Below are 24,397 nucleotides of genomic sequence, written 5' to 3'. Positions count from 1 at the left end.
CACCGGAAGGAAGAACCACACATGAGCGGACACGGAGCACCCGTCATCGACCTCGGCGGCCTCAACACGGACGGCAACGGCTTCAAGCTGGCCATCGTGGCGGCCAGCTGGCACACGAAGATCATGGACGGCCTGGTTGACGGGGCACGACGCGCCGCCGCCGAAGCCGGCATCGCCGAGCCGGAACTCATCCGGGTCCCGGGGGCCTTCGAGCTGCCGGTAGCCGCCGCCCGGCTGGCACCGCACTACGACGCGGTCGTGGCCCTCGGCGTCGTAATCCGCGGCGGGACGCCGCACTTCGAGTACGTCTGCCAGGCTGCCACCGAAGGCCTGACGAATGTCAGCGTCAGCACGGGCACGCCGGTCGGCTTCGGCGTGCTGACCTGCGACACGGAGGAGCAGGGGCTGGACCGGGCCGGGCTGGAGGGCTCCAACGAGGACAAGGGGCACGAGGCTGTCACCGCCGCGCTGGCCACCGCGGCGACGCTGCGCAAGCTGGGAGTGTGACGCGCCGCCGGCCCGGTGCGTCGCCGGGCCGGTGGCCTTTGTCACATAGGCCGGGGCCTTTTGCGGCGCAGGCGGAACCCTGACGTACTCTAAAGAGCGTGAAATCCTTCGAATCCCTCTTCGCCGAGCTCAGCGAGAAAGCCCTGAACCGCCCGGAGGGCTCCGGCACCGTCGCCGAACTGGACTCCGGCGTCCATGGCATCGGCAAGAAGGTCGTCGAGGAAGCCGCGGAAGTCTGGATGGCCGCGGAGTACGAGTCGGACGAGGCAGCCGCCGAGGAAATTTCCCAGCTGCTCTACCACCTGCAGGTGCTGATGCTCGCCAAGGGCCTGTCGCTGGAGGACGTCTACAAGCATCTGTAGCGGGACACCGCCTCAGGAGGTGTTCCGCTAAGACCACCGGCATCGTTCTTCCGACCCCGCCGGCCCTGGAGCCGGCCACATCCCTGGAGAAAGTCAGTCCATGCTGCGCGTAGCTGTTCCCAATAAAGGTTCCTTGTCCGAGGCCGCTTCCGGCATGCTCACGGAGGCCGGCTACCGGCAGCGCCGTGACAACCGCGAACTCGTCATGGTCGATCCGGACAACGACATCGAATTCTTCTTCCTCCGTCCCCGGGACATCGCCGTCTATGTGGGCAAGGGCACCCTGGACGTCGGCATCACCGGCCGCGACCTGTTCCTCGACGCCCAGGTCGAAGCCGAGGAGCTGCTGGCCCTGGGCTTCGGCTCCTCCACCTTCCGGTTCGCGGGGCCCGTCGGCGAGTTCTCCCGGGCCGACCAGCTCGAAGGCAAGCGGCTGGCGACCAGCTATGACGGCCTCCTGCGCGACTACCTGGCGGAGCGGGGCATCGATGCCAAGGTGGTCCGGCTTGACGGCGCGGTGGAGTCCTCGGTCCGGCTCGGTGTCGCGGACGCCATCGCCGACGTCGTCGAGACCGGCAACACCCTCAAGGCGGCCGGCATGGAGATCTTCGGCGATCCGATCCTGAAGTCCGAGGCAGTCCTCATCGGCCGGAAGGGCCACGCGGCGCCCGCGGGCCTCGACGTCCTGATGCGTCGGCTCCGGGGCGTCATCGTCGCCCGCGAGTACGTGATGATGGACTACGACATCCGTAAGAACCTGGTCGAGCAGGCCGCCGCGCTGACCCCGGGGCTCGAATCGCCCACGGTCTCCCCGCTGCGCGACACCGATTGGGTGGCCGTGCGCTCCATGGTCCGCCGCAGCCAGACCAACCGGGTGATGGACGAGCTCTACGACCTGGGCGCCCGCGCCATCCTGGTCAGCACCATCCACGCCTGCCGTATCTGAACCCAGAGGACAGCATGTCAGTCGCCATCCGTGTCATTCCCTGCCTCGACGTCGACGCCGGACGCGTGGTCAAGGGGGTCAACTTCGAGGGCCTGCGTGACGCCGGCGATCCGGTTGAACTCGCCCACCGGTACGACCGTGCCGGAGCGGACGAGCTCACTTTCCTTGACGTGACCGCCTCCTCGGGCAACCGGGAAACGACGTTCGACGTCGTCGCCCGCACCGCTGAGGAAGTCTTCATCCCGCTCACGGTCGGCGGCGGCGTGCGCGGCGTGGCCGACGTCGACAAGCTGCTGCGCTACGGGGCGGACAAGGCCTCGATCAATACCGCCGCCGTGGTGCGCCCCGACGTGATCGACGAGATTGCCCGGCACTTCGGTTCCCAGGTCCTGGTGCTCTCCCTCGACGCCCGGCGCACCGCAGACGGCTCCGTTCCCTCCGGTTTCGAGGTCACGACGCACGGCGGACGCAAGGGCACCGGCATCGATGCCATCGCGTGGGCACAGGAAGCGGCGGACCGCGGAGTCGGGGAAATCCTGCTGAACTCGATTGACGCGGACGGCACCAAGGAAGGCTTCGACCTGGAGATGATCCGGGCGGTCCGTGCCGCCGTGAAGGTGCCGCTGATTGCCTCCGGGGGTGCCGGTAAGCCGGAGCATTTTCCGCCGGCCGTGGCGGCGGGCGCGGACGCGGTACTGGCGGCCTCGGTGTTCCACTTCGGTCCGGACGACGCGATCGCCCAGGTCAAGAAGGCAATCCGCGAAGCGGGCTATCCGGTCCGCTGACCGCTCCTGCCGCCGGCGCCGCTGCACAACGCCGAGCCGGGGACTCTGTGGACGGGCGGGGACTACAGCCCGATATCGGCGCTCTCCAGGAGCGCGACAGCGTCCGCCTGGCCTTCGAAGGTGACCAGCGCGTTCTTGGTCCGTCCGTGCGCGTGCATCAGCAGCTCGCCCGGCTCCCCGGTAATGGCCACGGACACGGCCGCTCGCTTGGCCACGTGCCTGGGTCCGTCCGGCCGGACCAGGATGATGCCCAGGTCCACGCCGCGGTAGAGGATGGCCGCCCGCTTGATGAGCTCGTCCCAGAGCGCGTTGGAGTACGCCTCGTCCAGCGCCCGCGGCGCCCACCGGTGGGGCGCGCGGCGAATGTCTTCGGTGTGCACGAAGTACTCGATCAGGTTGGCGGCCTCGTCGATCGGCTTCAGCCGCAGCGGCGAGAGCCGCGGAGGCCCGGTACGGAAGGATTGGACCAGTTTGGCGTACCCGGCCGCGCCGCGCGACGTGTCTGCCAGCTTGCGGGTCGCCTCATCCGATACCTTGGACAGCGGCTTGAAAGCCATGCCGACCTGGGCCAGCAGGCGGTGCTCGCGCAGGTACAGGTGTGCGGCGAGGTCGGCCGTCCGCCAGCCCGCGCACAGCGTGGGGGAGTCCGGGCCGGCGGCTAGCAGCGTCTCGGCCAGGACTTCTCGGGACGGTTGAACGAAATGCATCAGTCCTGAACCTAGCATGAAGCCGTCGTGTTGGGCTTGGGCCGCAGCGTTTGTGCCGCCGATGTTAACGCCGTCGAAACCAGCCCCCGGCAAACCACTAGACTTGAGGGGATGTCCTCCCTATCGAATCCCGTGCCGTCCGCTGCCGGCACCGAAGAAGACCAGCTGCCGGCCGCCGTCGCCCGCTTGCTGAAGCGCGACGCAGCCGGACTGGTCGCCGCCATCATCCAGCAGCACGACACGAACGAGGTCCTGATGCTCGGCTGGATGGACGATGAGGCGCTCCGCCGCACGCTCAGCACCGGCCGGGTCACCTTCTACTCCCGCTCCCGGCAGGAGTACTGGCGCAAGGGGGACACCTCCGGCCATGTGCAGTGGGTGAAGTCCGTCGCCTTGGATTGCGACGGCGATGCCCTCCTCGTGCGGGTGGACCAGGTGGGGGCCGCATGCCACACCGGCACCCGCACCTGCTTCGACGGGCGCTGGATCGCAGCCGTCGCCGGCCCCGCGGCAGAAGAGAATCCGACAGCGAAAGAAAGCAACTAATGCAGGACCTTGGAGTCGTCAGCCCCACCCTCGAGGAGTTCCGGGCCCTGGCCCGCGACCGGCGCGTCGTCCCCGTGACGCTGAAGGTCCTGGCCGACGACCAGACGCCGATCTCCCTTTACCGCAAGCTGGGCGGCGGGCAGCCGGGCACGTTCCTGCTGGAATCGGCCGCGGTGGGCGGCGTGTGGTCCCGCTACTCGTTCATCGGGACGCACTCGCGCGCCGTCCTGACCAGCAAAGACGGCCAGGCCCATTGGCTGGGGCAGCCGCCCGCCGGAGTGCCGCTGGACGGCAATCCGGTCGAGGCGATGCGGGCGACGGTAGAGGCCCTGCGCACCGAACGTTTCGACGACCTGCCGCCGCTGACGTCCGGCCTGGTCGGCTTCGTCGGCTGGGAAGCGGTGCGCCACTGGGAGAAGCTCACCAGCCCGCCGGAAGAAGACCTGCCCCTGCCGGAACTGGCGATGTGCCTGGTGACCGACCTGGCGGTGCACGACAACGCCGAGGGCACGGTGACGCTGATCGCCAACGCGATCAACTTCGACGGCAGCGACGAACGGGTGGACGAAGCCTGGCAGGACGCCGTCGAACGCCTGCGCGGGATGCTGGCACAGCTGAACGAACCGCTGGCCCAGCAGGTCTCCGTCCTGGAGGACAGTGCCCTGACCACGGAGGACATCATGTCCGGCGTCCGGCACAGCTGGGCCGAGGAGAAGTACCTGGCCGCGGTGGAGCGCGGCAAGGAGGCCATCGTGGACGGCGAGGTGTTCCAGGTGGTGATTTCGCGGCGCTTCGAAGCCGAATGCCGGGCCACGCCCCTGGACGTCTACCGGGTGCTGCGCAACCTCAATCCGAGTCCCTACATGTACCTGTTCTGCCTTGAGGACGTCGACGGCAACGCCTACTCGATCGTCGGCTCTTCACCCGAGGCGCTCGTGACGGTTACCGGGAACGAGGTTGTCACGCATCCGATCGCCGGTTCCCGGCCGCGCGGCAAGACCGTGGAGCAGGACCGCGAACTGGCCGAGGAGCTGCTGGCGGACCAGAAGGAACGCGCCGAGCACCTGATGCTGGTGGACCTGGCCCGCAATGACATTTCCAAGGTTTGCGATCCCGGCACCGTCGACGTCAGCCAGTTCATGGAGGTGGAGAAGTTCAGCCACATCATGCACCTGGTCTCCACCGTCGTCGGACGCCTCGCCAAGGACAAGACGGCCTACGACGTGCTGTCCGCGACCTTCCCGGCCGGCACGCTCTCCGGCGCGCCCAAGCCGCGTGCCCTGCGGCTGCTGGACGAGCTGGAACCGCACCGCCGCGGCGTCTACGGGGGAGTCGTCGGCTACCTCGACTTCGCCGGCGACATGGACATGGCGATCGCCATCCGTTCCGCGCTGCTGCGCGACGGCCGGGCCTACGTGCAGTCGGGCGGCGGCATCGTCGCGGACTCCGTGCTGGCCGCCGAGGCGCTGGAGACGGTGAACAAGGCCGCGGCCCCGCTGCGCGCCGTGACGCTGGCGGCGCGGCTCCATGCGGCGGACCCGGAACGGATCGTCACCGGGGAGCGCAAATGACCACGGCGAAGCCCACCCCGGGTCCTGCGGCCTGGTGGCGCCGGAAGGCGATCGTGGTGCTGGCCGCCATCGCCGCATCCCTGGCGGCCTTCGGCACCACCACCCAGACCTGGCTGAACGTCCGCCTCCCGGAAGGAAGCGTGCAGACGCCGGACCTGGCCGTCCCGGGCAGCGAGGCCGCGGTCGCCGTGACCGCGCTGGCCTTGGTGGGGCTGGCCGCCGCGCTGGCCGCGACCATCGCCGGACGGATCGCGCGCATTATCACTGCGGTGCTGCTTGGCCTCGCGGGCGCCGGAGTCGCCGCCGCCTGCGCCAGGGTGCTCGCCGACCCGTACGCGGCTGCGTCGTCGAAGATCGGTGAGGCCACCGGACAGGTCGGCCAGGACGCCGTCGTGACCGTTACCGTCTTTCCGGCCCTGGGCCTGGCCTGCGGGCTGCTGATGGTCGTCGTCGCCGTCTGGCTCGCCGTGGCCGGCCGGCACTGGACCACCAGCCGGAAGTACTCCGCGGCGACCGGACCGCGGCAGGCGGACGGCTCGCCGTCGGACCGCGGCGCCGTGGATGAAATCGACAGTTGGGACCAGCTCACCCGCGGCACCGACCCCACGGACTGAACCGCCCGTTTCCGGCGCGCGGCCCCGTCACAGTGGCCGGTAGCCCGCACAAACAATGGCAGAATAAGAAACAGCATCGTTTTCGAGGGAGTTAGTATCATGGCTCATCACGCCACCGCCACCGAGCAGGAGACTGCAGAAACCGCTCCGAGCATCCACGACGAGGTCATCGGCCACGGCAACAGCCCGGCGGCCTGGACCTGCGTCCTGATCATGACCGTGGGCTGCATCATCGCGGCCGTGGGCTTCATTATGGCGTCCAACCTGGTCTTCTGGGGCGGCGGCATCGGCATTGTCGTCATCGGCCTCATCGTTGGCTGGATCATGAAGAAGGCCGGCTACGGCGTCGACGGATCCAAGCTCCAGAGCAGCGGTCACTAGTAGTGACGGTTCTCGACGACATCATCGCCGGTGTCAGGGAGGATCTTGAAGCCCGTCGGGCCTCGGTTCCGCTGGAGGAACTGAAGGCCCGCGCCGAAGCGGCGCCGCGCGCCCGCGACGCCTACGCCGCCCTGGGCGGCGACGCGGAGCCGCGGACCGGGCTGCGGGTGATTTCGGAGGTCAAGCGCAAGAGCCCCTCGAAGGGGGACCTCGCCTCGATCGCGGATCCGGCCGGGCTGGCAAGCCGCTATGAGCGCGGCGGCGCGGCCGTGATCAGCGTGCTCACCGAGCAGCGCCGCTTCAACGGGTCGCTCGAGGACTTTGACGCGGTCCGCGCCGCCGTCGACATCCCGCTGCTGCGCAAGGACTTCACGGTGGATGAATACCAGATCTGGGAGGCCCGTGCCCACGGCGCCGACCTGGTCCTGCTCATCGTCGCCGCCTTGGACGACGCACAGCTCCGCAGCTTCCTGGAACTCACCCACAGCCTGGGCATGAATGCGCTCGTGGAGACCCATACGGCCGAAGAGATCCAGCGTGCGGTCGCGGTCGGCAGCCGGATCATCGGCGTCAATGTGCGCAACCTGAAGACCCTGGACGTGGATCGTTCGGTCTTCGCCGCGCTGGCCGGCGGCATCCCGCCGGAGGCCGTGATCGTCGCCGAATCCGGCGTCCGCAATGCGGAGGACGTAGCCCACTACGCAGCGCACGGCGCCAACGCCGTGCTGGTGGGCGAGGCACTGGTGATCGGCAACCAGCCGGAGCAGGCGATCGCGGAATTCTCCGCCGCCGGCGCTGCTGCGATCGCCGAGCGCCGGTCGGCCTAGCAGACAGCTTCAGCACGAGGATGGCCCGGCCGAGCCCGCACTCCGTTGCCCGGCCGGCCTTCAGAGAGATGAGATGAGGACGGCCATGACACAGAGCCCACAGACGCCCGAGAGCGGCGCAGCCAGCGATACGGCGGGCGCCTTCCTTGCGGGAGCGAGCCTCCGCCACGCCGCGGGCCCCTACTTCGGCAAGTACGGCGGCCGCTGGATGCCCGAATCGCTCATCGCTGCGCTGGACGAACTCGAGGACACCTTCGAGAAGGCCAAGTCGGACCCCGAATTCATCGCGCAGGTCGCCGAGCTGAACCGAAACTACTCGGGCCGCCCGTCGCTGCTGACCGAGGCCAAGCGCTTCTCCGAGCACGCCGGCGGGGCGCGGGTGTTCCTCAAGCGCGAGGACCTGAACCACACCGGTTCGCACAAGATCAACAACGTTCTTGGCCAGGCCCTGCTCGCCAAGCGGATGGGCAAGACCCGCATCATTGCCGAGACCGGCGCCGGACAGCACGGTGTGGCAAGCGCGACGGCGGCGGCCCTCCTGGGGCTTGAGTGCGTCGTCTATATGGGGGCGGAGGACACCCGCCGGCAGGCGCTCAATGTCGCGCGGATGGAACTCCTCGGAGCTACCGTCGTTCCGGTGACGGCGGGGTCGCAGACGCTGAAGGACGCCATCAACGAGGCGCTGCGCGACTGGGTTGCGAACGTGCAGAGCACCCACTACCTGCTGGGCACCGCCGCGGGCGCCCATCCCTTCCCTGCACTCGTGCGCTACTTCCACGAAGTCATCGGCGAAGAGGCGCGGGAACAGATCATCAGCCAGACCGGACGGCTTCCGGACGCGGTCTGCGCCTGCATCGGCGGCGGTTCCAACGCGATCGGCATCTTCCACGGCTTCCTTGACGACCCTTCGGTGGAACTCTACGGGTTCGAGGCAGGCGGCGAGGGCGTCGAAACCGGGCGCCACGCCGCGACCATCACGCTCGGCCGCCCCGGCGTGCTGCACGGGGCACGCTCGTACCTGATGCAGGACGAAGACGGCCAGACGATTGAATCGCACTCCATCTCGGCCGGGCTGGACTACCCGGGCGTCGGTCCCGAGCACTCCTACCTGGCAGACCTCGGCCGGGCCAAGTACCAGCCGATCACCGATTCCGAAGCCATGGAGGCCTTCCGCCTGCTCTGCCGGACCGAGGGCATCATCCCGGCCATCGAGTCCTCCCACGCGCTGGCCGGTGCGCTCAAGGTGGGCAAGTCGCTCACCGAAGGCAAGGCCGACCCGAAGGACGTCATCATCATCGTCAACCTCTCCGGCCGCGGGGACAAGGACGTCGCCACCGCAGCCGAATGGTTCGGGCTGCTGGACGAGAAGGGGCCGGAAGCAGAGATCGGCGCCGAAGGAGAACAGCTGTGAATTTTGAGATCCAGAGCAAATCCGCAGCAGCCATCGACAGGGCCCGGGCGGCGGGCCGCGCGGCGCTGGTCGGCTACCTGCCGGCGGGCTTTCCGGATGCGCAGGCCACCATCGATGCGGCCGTCGCGCTGGCGGAGAACGGGGCGGACGTCATCGAGATCGGGGTGCCCTATTCGGATCCCGTCATGGACGGCCAGGTCATCCAGGCGGCAACGGTCCAGTCCCTGGCGAACGGCTTCCATGTAGCGCAGATCTTCGACATCGTCGCTGCCATCACCGCCCGCTGCGATGCGGCCGTGCTGGTGATGACCTACTGGAACCCCGTCATGCGGATGGGCGTGGACGAGTTCAGCCGGCGCTTGGCGGAAGCCGGGGGAGCAGGACTCATCACACCGGACCTGATCCCCGACGAGGCGGCCGAATGGTTCGAAGCTTCGGACAAGTACGGGCTGGACCGGGTGTTCCTGGTCGCGCCGTCGTCGTCGCCGGAACGGATGGCCATGACCGTGAAGGCCAGCCGCGGCTTCGTCTACGCCGTCTCGATCATGGGTGTCACGGGTGCGAGGGAATCCGTCAGCGATGCGGCCCACCGCGTGGTCGAGGCCGCCCATGCAGCAGGTGCGGAACGCGTCTGCGTCGGCCTGGGCGTGTCCCGGGCCGAGCACGTGAGGGAGATCGCCGCCTATGCCGAAGGTGCCATTGTTGGCACCGCCCTTGTTGCGGCGCTGGGCAAGGACGGCGTGGACGGTGTCGCCAAACTGGCCGCCGAACTGCGCAGCGGCACTCCCAAGAACTGATCCTCGCTCCTTCCGCCGATCCTAAGGACCGCCCCGGTGCAAACCATGTCTTCCGCCCTTGTGATCCCCGCGTCCATTCCGAGCCCGGGCTGGGCCGGGTTCACGATCGGGCCGGTCACGATCCATGCCTACGCGCTGTGCATCCTGGCCGGGATCGTCGCGGCCCTGTGGCTGACGAACCGGCGGTGGTTGGCCCGCGGCGGCCCCGAAGGAACGGTGTGGGATGTCGCCATCTGGGCCATCCCGTTCGGCATCATCGGCGGACGGCTGTACCACGTCTTCTCGTCGCCGGACGCCTACTTCGGTCCGAACGGGAACCTGGCCCTGATCCCGCAGATTTGGCTGGGTGGCCTCGGAATCTGGGGCGCCGTGGCGCTGGGCCTCGTCGGCGCGTGGATCGGGTGCCGGCGGGCCGGGGTCAAACTGACCGCCTTCATGGATGCGGCCGCTCCGGGCCTGCTGCTCGCGCAGGCGATCGGACGCTGGGGAAACTGGTTCAACCAGGAGCTCTTCGGAGCCCCAACGGACCTGCCGTGGGGCCTGCAAATTGACGCGGACAACCCGAACTTTCCCGCTGGGGCGGAACCGGGCACGCTTTTCCATCCGACGTTCCTGTACGAATCGCTCTGGAACCTCGCCGGCGTAGCCCTGCTGCTGGTTCTCGACCGGAAATTCCGGTTCCGGCGAGGCATGTTGTTCTGGCTCTACGTCGCCTACTACACCCTGGGCCGCGTCTGGATCGAGATGCTGCGGATCGACGATGCGGAGATGATTACGCTCTTCGGCGTGACCCAGCGGCTGAACGTGTGGACATCGTTGCTGCTGCTGGTGGCCGCGCTCGTAATATTCGGGGTGCTGGCGCGCATGCCCCGCACTGTCGAATCCGACAGCGTCTACCTGCCCGGGCATGCCCCGGAAGCGGACAATAGCGTTGAAGCGGGGCCCGCTGCGGCCGGGAACGGGGCCAGCCAGACCGAGGGCGACGCCGGTGCGCCGAAGCAGACCGAGGTTAACGCGCCGGAAACGAAGACGAAAAAACCCGGGAAAAATGTTTCGCCGGCCTCACATCGTGATACTGTCACTGGTACTTCGAAAGAGCCGGAAGGCTCATCTGCGTCCGGCACCAGCGGCACGGCCGGGCCCGCAGACGGCGAAGAGAAATAGCGCCCGGGCCACCGTCCGGACTATCAGAATCGTGCCACCCACGTCGATGTGGATTCCGGCGGTAACCCAGTTACCCGAACGGCCACCGCCGGATGTGGCTGACGCCCCCGGTCCTTTCCCAGGCCGGTAAAAATCGTTATGCACCAGCACTGCTGCATGACATGGGCCAGGCCATACAATTCCAGTACTTAAGTACGGCGTGGAATGGTTGCCTCGCCGTGTTGTGGGGCCAAAGGAGTCCCCTTCTCGAGATCACATACAGGAGAAGGAGAAAACCAAAATGACTCCTCCGTTCAACGGATCCAGTACACCACGCACAGTAGGCGGTCCGATCGCCGCTGCTGATGCAGTTTCGCCGTTCAAGCGATTCGCCGCCTACCCCGAAGCCGCAGGACTTTACGATCCTGCCAACGAAAAAGACGCCTGCGGCCTCGCTGTCATCGCCACCCTCCGCGGCGAACCGGGGCACGACATCGTCGATGCGGCCCTGACCGCCCTGCGGAACCTGGAGCACCGCGGCGCCGTCGGCGCAGACGAAGGCACCGGAGACGGCGCCGGCCTGCTCACCCAGATTCCCGACGAATTCTTCCGCGCGGTCACCGGCTTCACGCTGCCGGCCCCCGGCGAGTACGCCGTCGGCACGGCCTTCCTGCCCAGCGACGAGGCCGAGGCCGAGGTTGCCCAGGCCGGGATCGAGTCGCTGGCCGCCGATGAAGGCCTGAAGATCCTTGGCTGGCGCGAAGTCCCTGTCGTGGCCGAACTCGTCGGCGCGATGGCCCGGGCCTGCATGCCGCACTTCGTCCAGGTCTTCCTGGGCCTCGATTCCGATGCCGGAGCCGACGTAGCCACTATCGACGCGCGCGTCTTCCGGCTCCGCAAGCGTGCCCAGAACAAGTTCGGCGTCTACTTCCCGTCGCTGTCGTCGAAGACGATTGTCTACAAGGGCATGCTGACCACGGCCCAGCTGGAGCCGTTCTACCCCGATCTGTCTGACACCCGCTTCAAGACCAAGCTGGGCATCGTCCACTCCCGGTTCTCCACCAACACCTTCCCGTCCTGGCCCCTGGCCCAGCCGTTCCGCACGATCGCCCACAACGGCGAGATCAACACGGTCAAGGGCAATCGCAACTGGATGCGCGCCCGCCAGTCCCAGTTGAGCAATCCGATCCTGGGCGACACCCCGGAGGAGCTGTTCCCGATCTGCACCCCGGGTGCCTCGGACTCCGCATCCTTCGACGAGGTCGCCGAGCTGCTCATGCTCTCCGGCAAGCCCATCACGCAGGCGATCATGATGATGATCCCCGAGGCATGGGAGAACCACACCTCGATGGACCCGGCCCGCCGGGCCTTCTACCAGTACCACTCCGCGCTGATGGAGCCGTGGGACGGCCCCGCGGCCGTCTCCTTCACCGACGGCCAGCTGGTCGGTGCCGTCCTGGACCGCAACGGCCTCCGGCCGGCCCGGTACTGGGTCACCGAAGACGGCCTGGTCGTGCTGGCCTCCGAGGTCGGCGTGCTCAACCTCGAGCCCTCGCGCGTCGTCAAGAAGGGCCGCGTCTCGCCCGGCAAGATGTTCCTGGTGGACACCGAAGCCGGCCGGCTGATCGAGGACCAGGAGATCAAGGCCGAGATCGCCTCCGCCAACCCCTGGGGGGAATGGCTGAAGGAAAACATGATCCGCCTCGAGGACCTGCCCGAGCGCGAGCACGTGGTGCACACACCGGCCTCGATCAACCGCCGCCAGCGCACCTTCGGGTACACCCAGGAGGAGCTGCGCATCCTGCTCGGTCCCATGGCCCGCACCGGCGCCGAGCCGCTGGGCGCCATGGGCACGGACACTCCGATCGCGGTGCTGTCCAAGCGTCCCCGGCTGCTGTTCGACTACTTCGTGCAGTCCTTCGCCCAGGTCACGAACCCGCCGCTGGACGCCATCCGCGAAGAGCTCGTCACCTCGCTGCGCGGTTCCATCGGCCCGGACGGCAACCTGCTTGCCAACGGCCAGGTCCGTGCCAAGCAGGTGGCGCTGAAATTCCCGGTCATCAACAACGACGAACTGGCGAAGATTGCCGCGCTGGAGTCCGAGGACGGCGTCAAGGAGACGCTGAAGGTCCGCGGCCTCTACCGGCCCGACGGCGGCGAAGCCGAGCTGCGCGCCCGGCTGCAGGAAATCTGCGAGAAGGTGTCCGCCGCCGTGAACCGCGGCGTGAAGTTCATCATTCTCTCCGACCGCGATTCGAACGCGCAGTGGGCCCCGATTCCCTCGCTGCTGCTCACCAGCGCGGTCCACCACCACCTGCTCAAGAGCGCCAACCGGACCAAGATTTCGCTGCTGGTCGAGGCCGGCGACGTCCGCGAGGTCCACCACGTGGCCGTGCTGATCGGCTACGGCGCGTCCGCCGTGAACCCGTACTTGGCGATGGAAAGCTGCGAGGACCTGGTCCGCCGCGGCGACATCCAGGGCGTGACGGAGCAGGAGGCCGTGTACAACCTGATCAAGGGCCTCGGCAAGGGCGTCCTGAAGATCATGTCGAAGATGGGCATCTCCACCGTCGCGTCGTACTGCGGCGCCCAGACCTTCGAGGCGCTCGGCCTGTCCCAGGCCCTGGTCGACCAGTACTTTGCCGGCACCCAGTCCCAGCTCGGCGGCGTCGGCCTCGAGGTCATCGCGGCCGAAACCGCTGCCCGGCATGCCGCGGCCTACCCGAGCGACGGCATCGAGGAACCGCACCGCGAACTCGATACCGGCGGCGAGTACCAGTGGCGCCGCGAGGGTCCGCCGCACCTGTTCAATCCGGAGACCGTCTTCCGGCTGCAGCATTCCACCCGCGAACGCCGCTACGACATCTTCAAGGCCTACACCAAGGGCGTGGACGACCAGTCCCGCGACCTGATGACCCTGCGCGGCCTGCTGAAATTCAAGACGGGGGACCGTCCTGCGGTGCCGCTCGAGGAAGTCGAGCCGGTCTCCAGCATCGTCAAGCGTTTCTCCACCGGAGCGATGAGCTACGGCTCGATCTCCCAGGAGGCGCACGAGACCCTGGCCATCGCGATGAACCGCCTCGGCGCCAAGTCCAACACGGGCGAGGGCGGCGAGGACGTCGAGCGGCTGCTCGACCCCGAGCGCCGCTCCGCCATCAAGCAGGTTGCCTCGGGCCGTTTCGGTGTGACCAGCCTGTACCTAACCAACGCGGACGACATCCAGATCAAGATGGCCCAGGGCGCCAAGCCCGGCGAAGGCGGCCAGCTGATGAGCCAGAAGGTCTACCCGTGGGTGGCCCGGACGCGGCACTCCACCCCCGGCGTGGGACTGATCTCGCCGCCACCGCACCACGACATCTACTCGATCGAGGACCTGGCGCAGCTGATCTACGACCTCAAGCGGGCCAATCCGCAGGCGCGGGTGCACGTGAAGCTGGTCTCCGAAGTCGGGATCGGCACCGTGGCGGCCGGTGTGACCAAGGCGAAGGCCGACGTCGTACTCATCTCGGGACACGACGGCGGTACCGGCGCGAGCCCGCTCAATTCGCTCAAGCACGCCGGCGCTCCGTGGGAGCTGGGCCTGGCCGAGGCGCAGCAGACGCTGATGCTCAACGGCCTGCGCGACCGCACGGTGGTGCAGGTGGACGGCCAGCTGAAGACCGGCCGCGACGTCGTGATCGCCGCGCTGCTGGGCGGCGAGGAATTCGGCTTCGCCACGGCTCCGCTGGTGGTCTCCGGCTGCATCATGATGCGCGTCTGCCACCTGGACACCTGCCCGGTCGGCGTCGCGACGCAGAACCCGGAGCTGCGGAAGCGGTTCACGGGCAAGCCGGAGTTCGTGGTGAACTTCTTCGAGTTCATCGCCGAAGAGGTCCGCGAGATTCTCGCCGAACTCGGCTTCCGCAGCCTGGATGAGGCGATCGGCCACTCGGAGCTGCTCGATTCGCGCGAGGCGATCGACCACTGGAAGGCCTCCGGGCTGGACCTGGCGCCGATCCTCAACGGCTACGGTTTCGATGCGCAGTCGCCGCTGCGCAACATGACCGGCCAGAACCACGAGCTGGACAAGCACTTCGACAACCGGCTCATCGCCATGAGCGCCGAGGCGCTGAGCAGCCGGGCGCCGGTGCGGATCAGCCTGGACGTCGTCAACACGGACCGTTCCGTGGGCACGATGCTGGGCCACGAGGTGACCAAGCGGTTCGGCATCGACACGCTCGCTGACGACACGATCGACGTCACCCTGAGCGGCCAGGCAGGGCAGTCGCTGGGCGCGTTCCTGCCCGCCGGCATCACCCTGCGGCTGCTGGGCGACTCGAACGACTACGTCGGCAAGGGCCTCTCCGGCGGCCGGATCATCGTCCGTCCCGACCGGTCGAACGTCTTCCAGTCCGAGCGGAACGTCATCGCGGGCAACGTGATCGGCTACGGCGCGACCAGCGGCGAACTGTTCCTGCGCGGCCAGGTGGGCGAACGCTTCCTGGTCCGCAATTCCGGCGCGACGGCGGTGGTCGAGGGTATCGGCGACCACGGCTGCGAGTACATGACCGGTGGCCTCGCGCTGATCCTGGGCCGCACCGGCCGGAACTTCGGCGCGGGCATGTCCGGCGGCGTGGCGTACGTCCTCGACCTGGACGAGGCCCGCGTGAACCGGCAGAGCCTGGAGAACAAGGAGCTGCTGCTGCAGGACCTTGACGCCGAGGACCGTGAGACGGTCGCCGGGCTGCTCAAGCGCCATGCGGAGGAAACCGGGTCCGACCTGGCCGAGCGCCTCCTGCAGGACCTGAACGGAACCATTGCACGCATGACCAAGGTGCTGCCGCGCAACTTCGCCGCAGTGCTGGCAACCCGGGCATCCGCCGAAGCCGAGGGCCTGGACCCCGACGGCGACGTTGTCTGGCATCGAATTTTGGAGGTAACCGGTGGCTGACCCACGCGGATTCATGAAAGTACGCGAACGCCAGACGCAGCCCCGGCGTCCGGTTCCGGTCCGCATCATGGACTGGAAGGAAGTCTACGAGGCGCAGGAAAAGGGCGTCCTGAAGAGCCAGGCGGGCCGCTGCATGGACTGCGGCATCCCGTTCTGCCACCAGGGCTGCCCGCTGGGCAACCTGATTCCGGAGTGGAACGACCTGACCTGGCGCGGCAAGCCGCACGAAGCCAGCGAGCGGCTGCACGCCACGAACAACTTCCCGGAATTCACCGGCCGCCTCTGCCCGGCGCCCTGCGAGGCGTCCTGCGTGCTGGGCATCAACCAGCCCGCGGTGACGATCAAGCAGATCGAGGTTTCCATCGCGGACGAGGCGTTCGACAGCGGCTGGATTACCCCGCTGGCACCGGAACGGCTGACGGGACAGACCATCGCCGTCGTCGGTTCCGGCCCCGCGGGCCTTGCCGCTGCCCAGCAGCTGACCCGCGCTGGCCACACGGTTGCGGTCTACGAACGGGACGACAAGGTCGGCGGGCTGCTGCGCTACGGAATTCCCGACTTCAAAATGGAGAAGGAAGTCCTGGAGCGCCGGCTCGAGCAGATGCAGGCGGAAGGCACCCGGTTCCGGACCGGCATCGAGGTCGGCAAGGACGTCAGCTGGGAACAGCTGCGCCGCCGCTACGATGCCGTGGTGATCGCGACCGGCGCCACCGTGCCGCGCGACCTGCCGCTGCCGGGGCGGGAGCTGGACGGGGTCCACTACGCCATGGAGTACCTGGTGCAGGCGAACCGCGTGGTAGCCGGCGAAACCGTGCCGAACCAGATCGACGCCCGCGGCAAGCACGTGGTGATCCTCGGCGGCGGCGACACCGGAGCGGACTGCCTTGGCACCGCGCACCGGCAGCAGGCCGCGTCGGTGACGACGCTGGCCATCGGCAAGCAGCCGCCGCTGGAGCGGGCGCCGCACCAGCCGTGGCCGACGTTCCCGACCCTGTTCGAGGTGGCCAGCGCCCACGAGGAGGGCGGCGAACGCACGTACCTGGCGTCGACCGTCGAATACGTGGGCGATGAGAACGGCAAGCTGCGCGCCCTCAAGGTCGCGGAGACCGAGTTCGTCGACGGCAAGCGCCTGCCGAAGGCCGGTACCGAGCGGGAGATCCCGGCGGACCTGGTCTTCCTGTCGCTGGGCTTCACAGGTCCCGAACCTGCCGGCATTGCGGAGCAGGTGAACGCCTCCTTCGACGCCCGCGGCAATGTGGAACGCGATGCCGACTACATGACGGATACGGACGGCATCTTCGTGGCGGGCGACGCCGGCCGCGGCCAGTCGCTCATCGTGTGGGCGATCGCGGAGGGCCGGGCGTGCGCCGCGGCCGTCGACAAGTGGCTGATGGGCAAGACCCGGCTGCCGTCGCCGGTGGCTCCGACCGACCGTGCGATTGCTGCCCTTCCGCAGCCGTGACGTGTCCTGCGGCTCAAGTGGCCCGCAGAGCGTCCGGAGATGGCTAGGCTAAGGACTATGAGACGAGCGAAAATCGTTGCCACCTTCGGTCCAGCCATCGCCAGCTACGAGAGCACCCTTGCCGTCCTGAAGGCCGGTGTGGATGTTGCACGCATGAACATGAGCCACGGCGACCATGACGTGCACCAGGGCACGTACGACAACGTTCGCCGCGCGGCGGCCGAGCTGGGCAAGCCCGTGGGGATCTTCGCGGATCTCCAGGGGCCGAAGATCCGGCTCGGCCGCTTCGCCGACGGCCCGCACGAGCTGGCCGCGGGGGACAGGTTCACCATCACCACCCGGGACATCGAGGGCACGGCGGAAATCTGCTCGACCACGTTCAAGGGCCTGCCGCAGGACGTGAACGTCGGCGATCCGCTGCTGATCGACGACGGCAAGGTCGCGCTGCGGGCCGTGGAGGTCGACGACGAGAACGTGGTCACCGAGGTCACCGTGGCCGGCGCGGTCTCCAATAACAAGGGCATCAACCTGCCCGGCGTCGCCGTCAACGTGCCGGCGCTGAGCGACAAGGATGAGGACGACCTGCGCTGGGCCATCCGTGCCGGCGTGGACATGGTCGCGCTGTCCTTCGTCCGCAACGCCGCAGATGTGCGCCGGGTGCACGAGATCATGGACGAGGAGGGCCGCCGGGCCCCCGTCATCGCCAAGATCGAGAAGCCGCAGGCGGTAGATGCGCTGGAGGAGATCATCGACGCGTTCGATGCGATCATGGTCGCGCGAGGCGATCTCGGCGTCGAGCTTCCCCTGGAAGACGTGCCGGTGGTGCAGAAGCACGCCATAGAGCTGGCGCGCCGCTGGGCCAAGCCGGTCATCGTGGCCACCCAGGTGCTCGAATCGATGATCGACAACCCCCGGCCCACCCGTGCCGAGGCCTCGGACTGCGCCAACGCGGTGCTGGACGGAGCTGACGCGGTGATGCTCTCCGGCGAGACCAGCGTGGGCGCCTACCCGCTGGAAACCGTCAAGACCATGGCCCGGATCATCGAATCAACCGAGCAGCATGGGCTGGACCGGGTACCGCCGCTGGGCAGCCGTCCGCGCACCCGCGGAGGAGCGATCACCCGTGCCGCCGTCGAGATCGCGAACCAGCTGGACGCCAAGTACATCTGCACCTTTACGCAGTCCGGCGACTCCGCGCGCCGGCTCTCGCGGCTGCGCCCGGGACGGCCGATTTTCGCGTTCACGCCGGACCAGGCCACGCTGAACGTGATGTCGCTGATCTGGGGCATCCAGCCGCTGCTCGTGGACTTCGTCGAGCATACCGACAAGATGACGGCGCAGGTGGACCGCGTGCTGTTCGAGAAGGGCCTGGTGGACATCGACGACCTGGTGGTCATCGCCGCCGGCTCGCCCCCCGGGAAGGCCGGCTCCACCAACTCGCTCAAGGTCCATCGTGTCGGCGACCTGGCCGACGCCGGCGAGCAGCTGGAAAGCCAGCTCGCGGCCCGGCGCGAACGGGTCGGTCCCTGGCCAACCAGCTGATCCGCCCCATGCCGGTCCGCCCGACCGGCATGCAGGCCGACTGGTAAGACGAAGCGGGGCCGGTCCTTTGGACCGGCCCCGCTTTCGTTGTTAATCAGCCAACCGGCCGCTAGTTGACCTGGTTGATGATCGTGTCGGCCACCTCGCGCATGCTCAGGCGGCGGTCCATCGAGGTCTTCTGGATCCAGCGGAAAGCCTCCGGCTCGGTCAGGCCCATCTTGGTGATCAGCAGGCTCTTCGCGCGTTCCACCAGCTTGCGGGTGGCAAACTGTTCCTGCAGGTCGCTGACCTCGGACTCCAGCGCCTTGATCTCCTGGTGGCGCGACAGCGCAATCTCGATCGCCGGAACCAGGTCGGCCGGCGTGAACGGCTTGACCACGTAGGCCATGGCGCCGGCGTCGCGCGCCCGCTCCACCAGCTCCTTCTGGCTGAAGGCCGTCAGCAGCACGACAGGGGCGATCCGGGCTTTCACAATCTGCTCAGCGGCGGTGATGCCGTCCATGACGGGCATCTTGACGTCCATCAGCACCAGGTCCGGCTTCAGTTCGGTGGCGAGCTCGACCGCCTTCTCGCCGTTGTCCGCCTCGGCGACGACGTCGTACCCCTCGCCGCGAAGGATCTCGACAATATCCAGGCGGATCAGCGTTTCGTCCTCGGCGACGACGACTCGGCGTGCGGGGGTGGTCTCAGTTTGCTCGGACACTGGTGCTCCTTGACGACGTACGGGTAACCCGCTGTGGCGGTTCACGAAAACAGCCTATCGGCATGTAGAGTAGATTCGCGCACTGCGATGCATGACAGTATTCACACGCGCGAAACATCGATCCGGAGGCTTGCTTCTGGGATCATCGGCCCCAGCGGCCGGGCCCGAGTGGCGGAATTGGCAGACGCACCGCACTCAAAATGCGGCGCCGAAAGGTGTGTGGGTTCGAGTCCCACCTCGGGCACAGTAATTTCCCAAGTCAGGGAACCTTCTCCTCCTTCGGTTCCTTTGGGCCGCGGTCGCCGGCCCGCTCAGGCACCGTGGCCATGGGCTTCGGCGTCTTCTTCCAGGGCCTCAGCAAGGTCTTCGTCCCGGCTGTGCTCGTGCGGACCGACCGGGCTGAGCTGGCGCCGATAGCGGATCAGGCCAATCGCCACGACCACGACAGCGAGCCCGACGGAGAGGAGCAGCGACTCGCGCGTGCTGTCGAGGAAGAGCATTCCCACGATCATGGTCGTGATGGCGATGATCGAGATCCACGTCAGATACGGAAACAGCCACATCCGGAGCGTGAGCTTGGTGCCGAGGGCGTCGGCGTGGCGGCGCAGGATGAGCTGCGAGCAGGCGATGACGAGCCACACGAACAGGGCGATCGCACCCGAAGTGTTCACCAGGAACAGGAAGACGGTGTCCGGCCAGAGATAGTTCAGCCCGACCGTAATAAAGCCCACGATTGTCGACGCGAGGACTGCACTGACCGGCACTCCGCGCCTTGAGACATGGCTCCAGGAGTCCGGAGCGTCGCCCCGGGTCGAAAGGGAGAAGATCATGCGGCTCGCCGTGTAGAGGCCCGAGTTCAGGCAGGACAGTACCGAAGTAAGCACCACGATATCCATGATCGTCGCGGCGGCCGGGATGCCGAAGCTCTCGATTACCGCGACGTAGGGACTCTTGGCCACAGACGCGTCGTCCCACGGCAGCAGGGTCACTACGACCGCGATGGAGCCGATATAGAAGATCAGGATCCGCCATACCGTGGAATTAACGGCCTTGCGGACGGCAGTGACAGGGTCGGAGGACTCGCCGGCGGCGATGGTGGCGATCTCCGCCCCGAAGAAGGAGAACACCACGACGAGGATGCCGGCCAGGACAGCGCTGGCGCCGTTGGGCATCAATCCGCCGTGGCCCAGGAGGTTCGTCAGGCCCGGGGCCGGGACGCCCGGGATGAGGCCAAGGATCGCGATGACCCCGGCGATGAGGAAGAGGACAATGGCGGTGACCTTGATGGAGGCAAACCAGAACTCGAACTCACCGTAGGACTTCACGCTCCACACGTTCGTGAGGGTGAGCAGGACCATCAGTATCAGGGCCCAGATCCATTGGTCGACGCCGGGGACCCAGCGGTGCATGATCGCCGCACCGGCGGTTGCCTCGATGCCCAGCACAATGATCCAGAACCAGGCGTAGAGCCAGCCGATGCTGAAGCCAGCCCAGCGGCCCAAGGCCTTGTCCGCATAGGCGGAGAACGACCCGGTCTCCGGGTTGGCAGCGGCCATCTCGCCTAGCATGCGCATGACGAGGACGACGACGATGCCCGCGGCTATGTAGGCGAGCAGGATGCCGGGGCCGGCCTGCTGGATCGCCGCGCCGGAGCCAACGAACAGACCCGCCCCGATGACGCCGGCGATGGCGATCATCGATAGATGCCGGGGCTTGAGGGTCTTCTTGAGTTCGCGGTGGGAAGCCATGAGGCTCACTTCCTTGGATGAACAAGGTCGGATCCGATAGTGAGTGCACGGGCCTCTGCGAAATTGGCATTCGCCTCCGAGACCCTGCAAAGGAGTGGCTAACTGTTGGCCATCGGGCACGGCACGGCGCATTTATAGGCTCAACATTGAGCGGAGAACGGCATGGAGTCAAGCAATTTTGAGTCCGCGCCGGCATCTTGGATTCCGATCCACGGAGCCTGGATGCCGGCGCCGTTTTCTCCCTGTTGCGTTGCACAACGCGTCCGCGGCACCGGCGACCTTCGCGGCCCTTAAAGGGGACAAGGGCCCCTGCCGGGTTGAGGCTTGCAGGCGGCGTCGCGGCGCCGGCGGCACCAAAGGAGATCGTGGTCGGGCCATGTTGTGCGCAGGCAGCGGCGGGACCTGCGGCTTAGAGTGGTATCCAGGAGCAAACGAGAAGAGGAGCCGGTAGATGAACGGTAAGCCGGTAGATCCGGGAATGCTTGAAGTTGTCCGCGAGCTGGCGGATTCATTGGGGCCGACGCTGGTGGCGGCGCTAACGGGAAACCGGGTCCGGCTCAGCGCCGACGACTGGGTGATGGAGGATGGCCCCGAGCCTGACGCGGACGAGGCGGAGCGTCTCCGGTGCGCCCTCGAGCAGTGGAACCTGCTGGCACAGGCCGAAAATCCCGACACTGCCAGGGCATGGTTCGTTGGCTCGAACCCGCTGCTGGAGGAAGAGTCTCCGGTCACCGCGATCCGTGAGGGCCGTTTCGAGGAGGTCAGGAGGGCTGCGCGCTCCTACATGGACCAGGAGTTCCCCGGCTAGCCCAGGAAGCCGCGGCCAGCAGCACACGGTCGGCAGCGGGCGCAGCAGATGGCTGCCGGCATGAAGTACCGGCAGCCATCTGCTATCGGAATCTGCAACGGGCTTACAACTAAGAGTTGGCGCTGTCGTTGAACTCGACCGTGCAGTCGTTCCCGCCGCCGTAGTACTTGCACCACGCCAGTGCGTTCTTGCCTGCGGTGGTCGCGGTCGTGGCCGCCCACGAGCCCCACGGCCCGTTCTTCGTGGAGAGCGCCAAGGCCAGGTACTGGTTCTTCGCAACACCGGCCTGGACACAGTCGTAGGTGCTGGCGGATTGGTACAAGTTGCAGAGGTCCAAACTGTCGTTGTAGGCCTGATCGCCGTTCGAGCGCCAGACCGCGTACCATCCCAGCGTGGATGGGGAGAACGCAATAGCCAGATAGCGGTCGGTGCCTTGGGGAGCCGCGGTCTCGGCTGCGTTGGCCGGCGAAGCCAACGCAGTGAGGCCCGTCGCTGCGAAGAGGGCGGCGAGCAGGACGGCAATCATTGTCAGAGGGCGACGGCGCCCGGCGGTTGTGTTCACGGAAGTGCTCCTTCTGGTCGATGGGACGTGGTTTTGACGGGGGAATCGATGTGCGTCGACCTGCGTTGCCGACATCACCTAGTTTCGGATGGCTCCAGGCCCTCGGGCGTCCAACCCCGGACTGGGTTTCAGCATCAATCCGGAGGATGACATTCCGAGGAAAGCGGGTGCGTCGCAGCCCTGTCTGCCGCTGTCCTGGCTTGGTCATGCACGCGCAGCTGGGTCAGGGCGAGGCGCGTGAGAGGTACGTCGACGTGCAGGCGTTCAGCGGTGGCCGAGTACTCGCCGAGCAGGTGTTCGCCTTCGTGCCGCTTTCCGGCCACGACGTCCCGGTACAAGGACGATGTGAATACCGAACCCGGCTCGGTGAACATCTCGAGACTCGCCGCATGGGCACCGGTTGGGACCGGGTAGCCGGCGGCGGCGGCCACTCGTTCCGTCTCCTCGATGACATCCAGGATGACTTCCTTCCCGGACGGGACTGACATGATGTGCCCGATCGGGCCGCGCATCAGGCATGTGATCACTCCGCCGGCGGTGATGAATGCCCACTTGTGCCACATCGAAGCCAGGATGTCGCCGGAGACAACACTGCTGAATCCCGGCGCCTTTAGTTCCCGGCCGATCGCCTGCAGCCGCTCGGTCTGATGCCTGTTCTGCGTGCCGAAGGTCATCGAAGCGTGCGGCTTCATCTGGAAGATCGCGCCATCAGCGGTCATTGTGCAGACAACGCGGACGATTCCGCCCAGGACGGCCTCCGCACCGAAGCGTTCGTTGAGCTGCGGCAAGTGGACCATACCGTTGAGCAGGGGCAGGATTGTCGTGTCCGGGCCCACGGCCGGCGCAATGTCCCGGACGGCGGCTCCCAGGGACCAAGCCTTCGTCATGACCAGGACCAAGTCGTACCGGTCCCCAAGTCCGGATGCCGTAATGGTTCGGACCGGCACTGTCTCGTCATAGCCCGGGCCGTAGACCCGCAGTCCGTTCCGCAGCCGGTCCGCCCTATCCGGCCTGACGAGGAATGTGACGTCCCGGCCGGCACGAGCCAGGCAAGCCCCAAAGTACCCTCCGGTTGCCCCGGCCCCGACGATGAGGATCTTCATCGCTGCGCGCCTTCGAACGACCGTCCGAATATCTCGCGTGCACTGAAGGAAGGCGGGAGGCCGAGCTCGCTGAGATAGCGGGAGTTGAAATCCGCATAACCGCGCAGGGCCAGGGCACGGTTGCCTTCGGCCAGGTGGGCCCGCAGGACGAGCTGCTGGGCCTCTTCGTCCAGGGGATCGATGCCCAGTACCGACGACGCGGCCTCCACCGCCCCGTGGGTATCCCCATGGTCAAGGAGGTGGGAGGCCAACTGCTGCAGCGCATCCACCCTCATGATCCGCCACTCGTCCTGCGCCTCGAGGACCCAGTCGTCGTACCAGCCGGGCAGGAGCTCACCGCGGCTCAGGAGCTGGATTCGGGCAGCAGCCGCCGAGCCCTCGACGTTCGCCGAACCGTCCAGCTGGCCCCGGATGGCGCGCAGGTCCAAGTCGACGTCGTCAGCCACCCCGATATTTCCGGCGTCGGCGATGAGAAGGCCGGGCAAAGCCCGGGACACCTGGCAAATAGTCCCTCGAAGGCAATTGGAGGCTTGTGCATCGCTGCCCTCGGGCCACAGCAGGCGGGCCGCCGTCGAACGCTGCGTGGTTCCGTTCACGGCAAGCAGGGCGATGAGCCGCTGCTGGCGCTTGGGTACCTCGTATTCAACCGATCCCCGCCCAAGACGCCAGCCGCCGATCAACTGCAGAGTCCACGTGGCTCGCGCTGAGGTCACCGGCACAGGAGACGGTGCGGACGGCACTATCTCCGGGCTTTCGAGCGTAGATATCGCAGCAGCCGGTTCGTCCGTACCGAACATTCCGAGTCCCTCTTCCAACAAGTGCCGTGCAGGATCGGAACCAGAATGCCCGCGGCGGCGGTGCCGGGTCGTCGGCCGCAGGATGCAAAAGCGGGGTACATCCGGGGTTGTAGCGGGACCGCTGGAGGCCTATGCCTTATTGTTG

At 67.3% G+C, this 24,397-nt stretch carries 22 protein-coding genes and 1 tRNA gene; 17 read left to right on the top strand and 6 right to left on the bottom strand.

All coding sequences use genetic code 11. From position 1 onward, the window contains the following. Positions 1-21 precede the first annotated feature (21 nt). The 4 genes from ribH (at position 22) to hisF (ending at position 2,600) form a co-directional block, all read left to right on the top strand. Positions 22-507, top strand: a complete 486-nt coding sequence (ribH, locus tag AHIS1636_RS02685) for a 6,7-dimethyl-8-ribityllumazine synthase (RefSeq protein WP_264794277.1) — start codon at positions 22-24, stop codon at positions 505-507. A 98-nt stretch (positions 508-605) separates the two neighbouring features. After that, the gene (locus tag AHIS1636_RS02680; protein WP_264794276.1) at positions 606-869 is read left to right on the top strand and encodes a phosphoribosyl-ATP diphosphatase; all 264 of its coding nucleotides are present in this window, start codon (positions 606-608) and stop codon (positions 867-869) included. A gap of 100 nt (positions 870-969) precedes the next feature. Beyond that, positions 970-1,815, top strand: a complete 846-nt coding sequence (gene hisG / locus AHIS1636_RS02675; protein WP_264794275.1) for an ATP phosphoribosyltransferase — start codon at positions 970-972, stop codon at positions 1,813-1,815. Positions 1,816-1,829: 14 nt separating this feature from the next. Further along, the gene (gene hisF, locus AHIS1636_RS02670) at positions 1,830-2,600 is read left to right on the top strand and encodes an imidazole glycerol phosphate synthase subunit HisF (protein ID WP_264794274.1); all 771 of its coding nucleotides are present in this window, start codon (positions 1,830-1,832) and stop codon (positions 2,598-2,600) included. A gap of 62 nt (positions 2,601-2,662) precedes the next feature. On the opposite strand, the gene AHIS1636_RS02665 is transcribed toward hisF, so the two are convergent. After that, the gene (locus AHIS1636_RS02665) at positions 2,663-3,307 is read right to left on the bottom strand and encodes a TIGR03085 family metal-binding protein (protein ID WP_264794273.1); all 645 of its coding nucleotides are present in this window, start codon (positions 3,305-3,307) and stop codon (positions 2,663-2,665) included. Positions 3,308-3,418: 111 nt separating this feature from the next. Here AHIS1636_RS02665 and hisI point away from each other — a divergent pair, with 111 nt between their 5' ends. The 11 genes from hisI (at position 3,419) to pyk (ending at position 18,531) form a co-directional block, all read left to right on the top strand. Continuing rightward, entirely contained in the window at positions 3,419-3,853 is a 435-nt protein-coding gene (gene hisI / locus AHIS1636_RS02660) for a phosphoribosyl-AMP cyclohydrolase (protein ID WP_264794272.1), read from the top strand. After that, complete coding sequence (locus tag AHIS1636_RS02655; protein WP_264794271.1) at positions 3,853-5,424, top strand: anthranilate synthase component I; 1,572 nt, start codon at positions 3,853-3,855, stop codon at positions 5,422-5,424. Before hisI ends, AHIS1636_RS02655 begins: the two co-directional genes overlap by 1 nt. Further along, positions 5,421-6,038 carry a Trp biosynthesis-associated membrane protein gene (locus tag AHIS1636_RS02650; protein WP_264794270.1) on the top strand — a complete coding sequence of 206 codons (618 nt, stop codon included), beginning with the start codon at positions 5,421-5,423 and terminating at the stop codon, positions 6,036-6,038. The genes AHIS1636_RS02655 and AHIS1636_RS02650 overlap by 4 nt, the downstream gene beginning before the upstream one ends. 99 nt (positions 6,039-6,137) lie before the next feature. Then, on the top strand, positions 6,138-6,419 hold the full coding sequence (locus tag AHIS1636_RS02645) for an HGxxPAAW family protein (RefSeq protein ID WP_264794269.1): 282 nt from the start codon (positions 6,138-6,140) through the stop codon (positions 6,417-6,419). Positions 6,420-6,421: 2 nt separating this feature from the next. Beyond that, entirely contained in the window at positions 6,422-7,246 is an 825-nt protein-coding gene (gene trpC, locus AHIS1636_RS02640) for an indole-3-glycerol phosphate synthase TrpC (protein ID WP_264794268.1), read from the top strand. A gap of 85 nt (positions 7,247-7,331) precedes the next feature. Beyond that, positions 7,332-8,657: a tryptophan synthase subunit beta gene (gene trpB, locus AHIS1636_RS02635; RefSeq protein ID WP_264794267.1), complete on the top strand. Its 1,326-nt coding sequence runs from the start codon at positions 7,332-7,334 to the stop codon at positions 8,655-8,657. After that, the gene (gene trpA, locus AHIS1636_RS02630) at positions 8,654-9,454 is read left to right on the top strand and encodes a tryptophan synthase subunit alpha (protein ID WP_264794266.1); all 801 of its coding nucleotides are present in this window, start codon (positions 8,654-8,656) and stop codon (positions 9,452-9,454) included. The genes trpB and trpA overlap by 4 nt, the downstream gene beginning before the upstream one ends. A 45-nt stretch (positions 9,455-9,499) precedes the next feature. Next, a complete protein-coding gene (gene lgt, locus AHIS1636_RS02625; protein ID WP_264794265.1) occupies positions 9,500-10,618 on the top strand; it encodes a prolipoprotein diacylglyceryl transferase in 1,119 nt (372 codons plus the stop codon). Between the two features lie 280 nt (positions 10,619-10,898). After that, the gene (gene gltB / locus AHIS1636_RS02620) at positions 10,899-15,527 is read left to right on the top strand and encodes a glutamate synthase large subunit (protein WP_264794264.1); all 4,629 of its coding nucleotides are present in this window, start codon (positions 10,899-10,901) and stop codon (positions 15,525-15,527) included. Then, positions 15,520-16,989 (top strand): glutamate synthase subunit beta, encoded by a 1,470-nt coding sequence (locus AHIS1636_RS02615; RefSeq protein WP_264794263.1) that lies wholly within the window; start codon positions 15,520-15,522, stop codon positions 16,987-16,989. The genes gltB and AHIS1636_RS02615 overlap by 8 nt, the downstream gene beginning before the upstream one ends. A gap of 39 nt (positions 16,990-17,028) precedes the next feature. Beyond that, positions 17,029-18,531 carry a pyruvate kinase gene (gene pyk, locus AHIS1636_RS02610; RefSeq protein WP_264794262.1) on the top strand — a complete coding sequence of 501 codons (1,503 nt, stop codon included), beginning with the start codon at positions 17,029-17,031 and terminating at the stop codon, positions 18,529-18,531. 109 nt (positions 18,532-18,640) lie between these two features. Here the strand turns inward: pyk and AHIS1636_RS02605 are convergent, their stop codons facing one another. Continuing rightward, complete coding sequence (locus AHIS1636_RS02605) at positions 18,641-19,234, bottom strand: ANTAR domain-containing response regulator (RefSeq protein WP_262104352.1); 594 nt, start codon at positions 19,232-19,234, stop codon at positions 18,641-18,643. A gap of 162 nt (positions 19,235-19,396) precedes the next feature. On the opposite strand from AHIS1636_RS02605, the gene AHIS1636_RS02600 reads away from it, so the two are divergent. After that, positions 19,397-19,478 (top strand) — tRNA-Leu (locus AHIS1636_RS02600). A gap of 67 nt (positions 19,479-19,545) precedes the next feature. Here the strand turns inward: AHIS1636_RS02600 and AHIS1636_RS02595 are convergent. Then, on the bottom strand, positions 19,546-20,982 hold the full coding sequence (locus AHIS1636_RS02595) for an amino acid permease (protein ID WP_264794261.1): 1,437 nt from the start codon (positions 20,980-20,982) through the stop codon (positions 19,546-19,548). Positions 20,983-21,433: 451 nt separating this feature from the next. Between AHIS1636_RS02595 and AHIS1636_RS02590 the strand changes: the two genes are divergently transcribed. Then, on the top strand, positions 21,434-21,790 hold the full coding sequence (locus tag AHIS1636_RS02590) for a hypothetical protein (protein ID WP_264794260.1): 357 nt from the start codon (positions 21,434-21,436) through the stop codon (positions 21,788-21,790). Positions 21,791-21,899: 109 nt separating this feature from the next. Here AHIS1636_RS02590 and AHIS1636_RS02585 read toward each other — a convergent pair whose 3' ends face one another. The 3 genes from AHIS1636_RS02585 to AHIS1636_RS02575 form a co-directional block, all read right to left on the bottom strand. Next, entirely contained in the window at positions 21,900-22,352 is a 453-nt protein-coding gene (locus tag AHIS1636_RS02585; protein WP_264794259.1) for a DUF4189 domain-containing protein, read from the bottom strand. Positions 22,353-22,486: 134 nt separating this feature from the next. Then, on the bottom strand, positions 22,487-23,455 hold the full coding sequence (locus AHIS1636_RS02580; protein WP_264794258.1) for a ketopantoate reductase family protein: 969 nt from the start codon (positions 23,453-23,455) through the stop codon (positions 22,487-22,489). Continuing rightward, positions 23,452-24,168, bottom strand: coding sequence for an AfsR/SARP family transcriptional regulator (locus AHIS1636_RS02575; protein WP_264794257.1), 717 nt, complete (start codon positions 24,166-24,168; stop codon positions 23,452-23,454). Before AHIS1636_RS02575 ends, AHIS1636_RS02580 begins: the two co-directional genes overlap by 4 nt. Positions 24,169-24,397 lie beyond the last annotated feature (229 nt).

This window comes from Arthrobacter mangrovi (assembly GCF_026011795.1).
Classification (GTDB): Bacteria; Actinomycetota; Actinomycetes; order Actinomycetales; family Micrococcaceae; genus Crystallibacter; species Crystallibacter mangrovi.
Note: the sequence above shows the minus strand (reverse complement) of the source record. Positions and strands in the feature narration are given on the sequence as shown.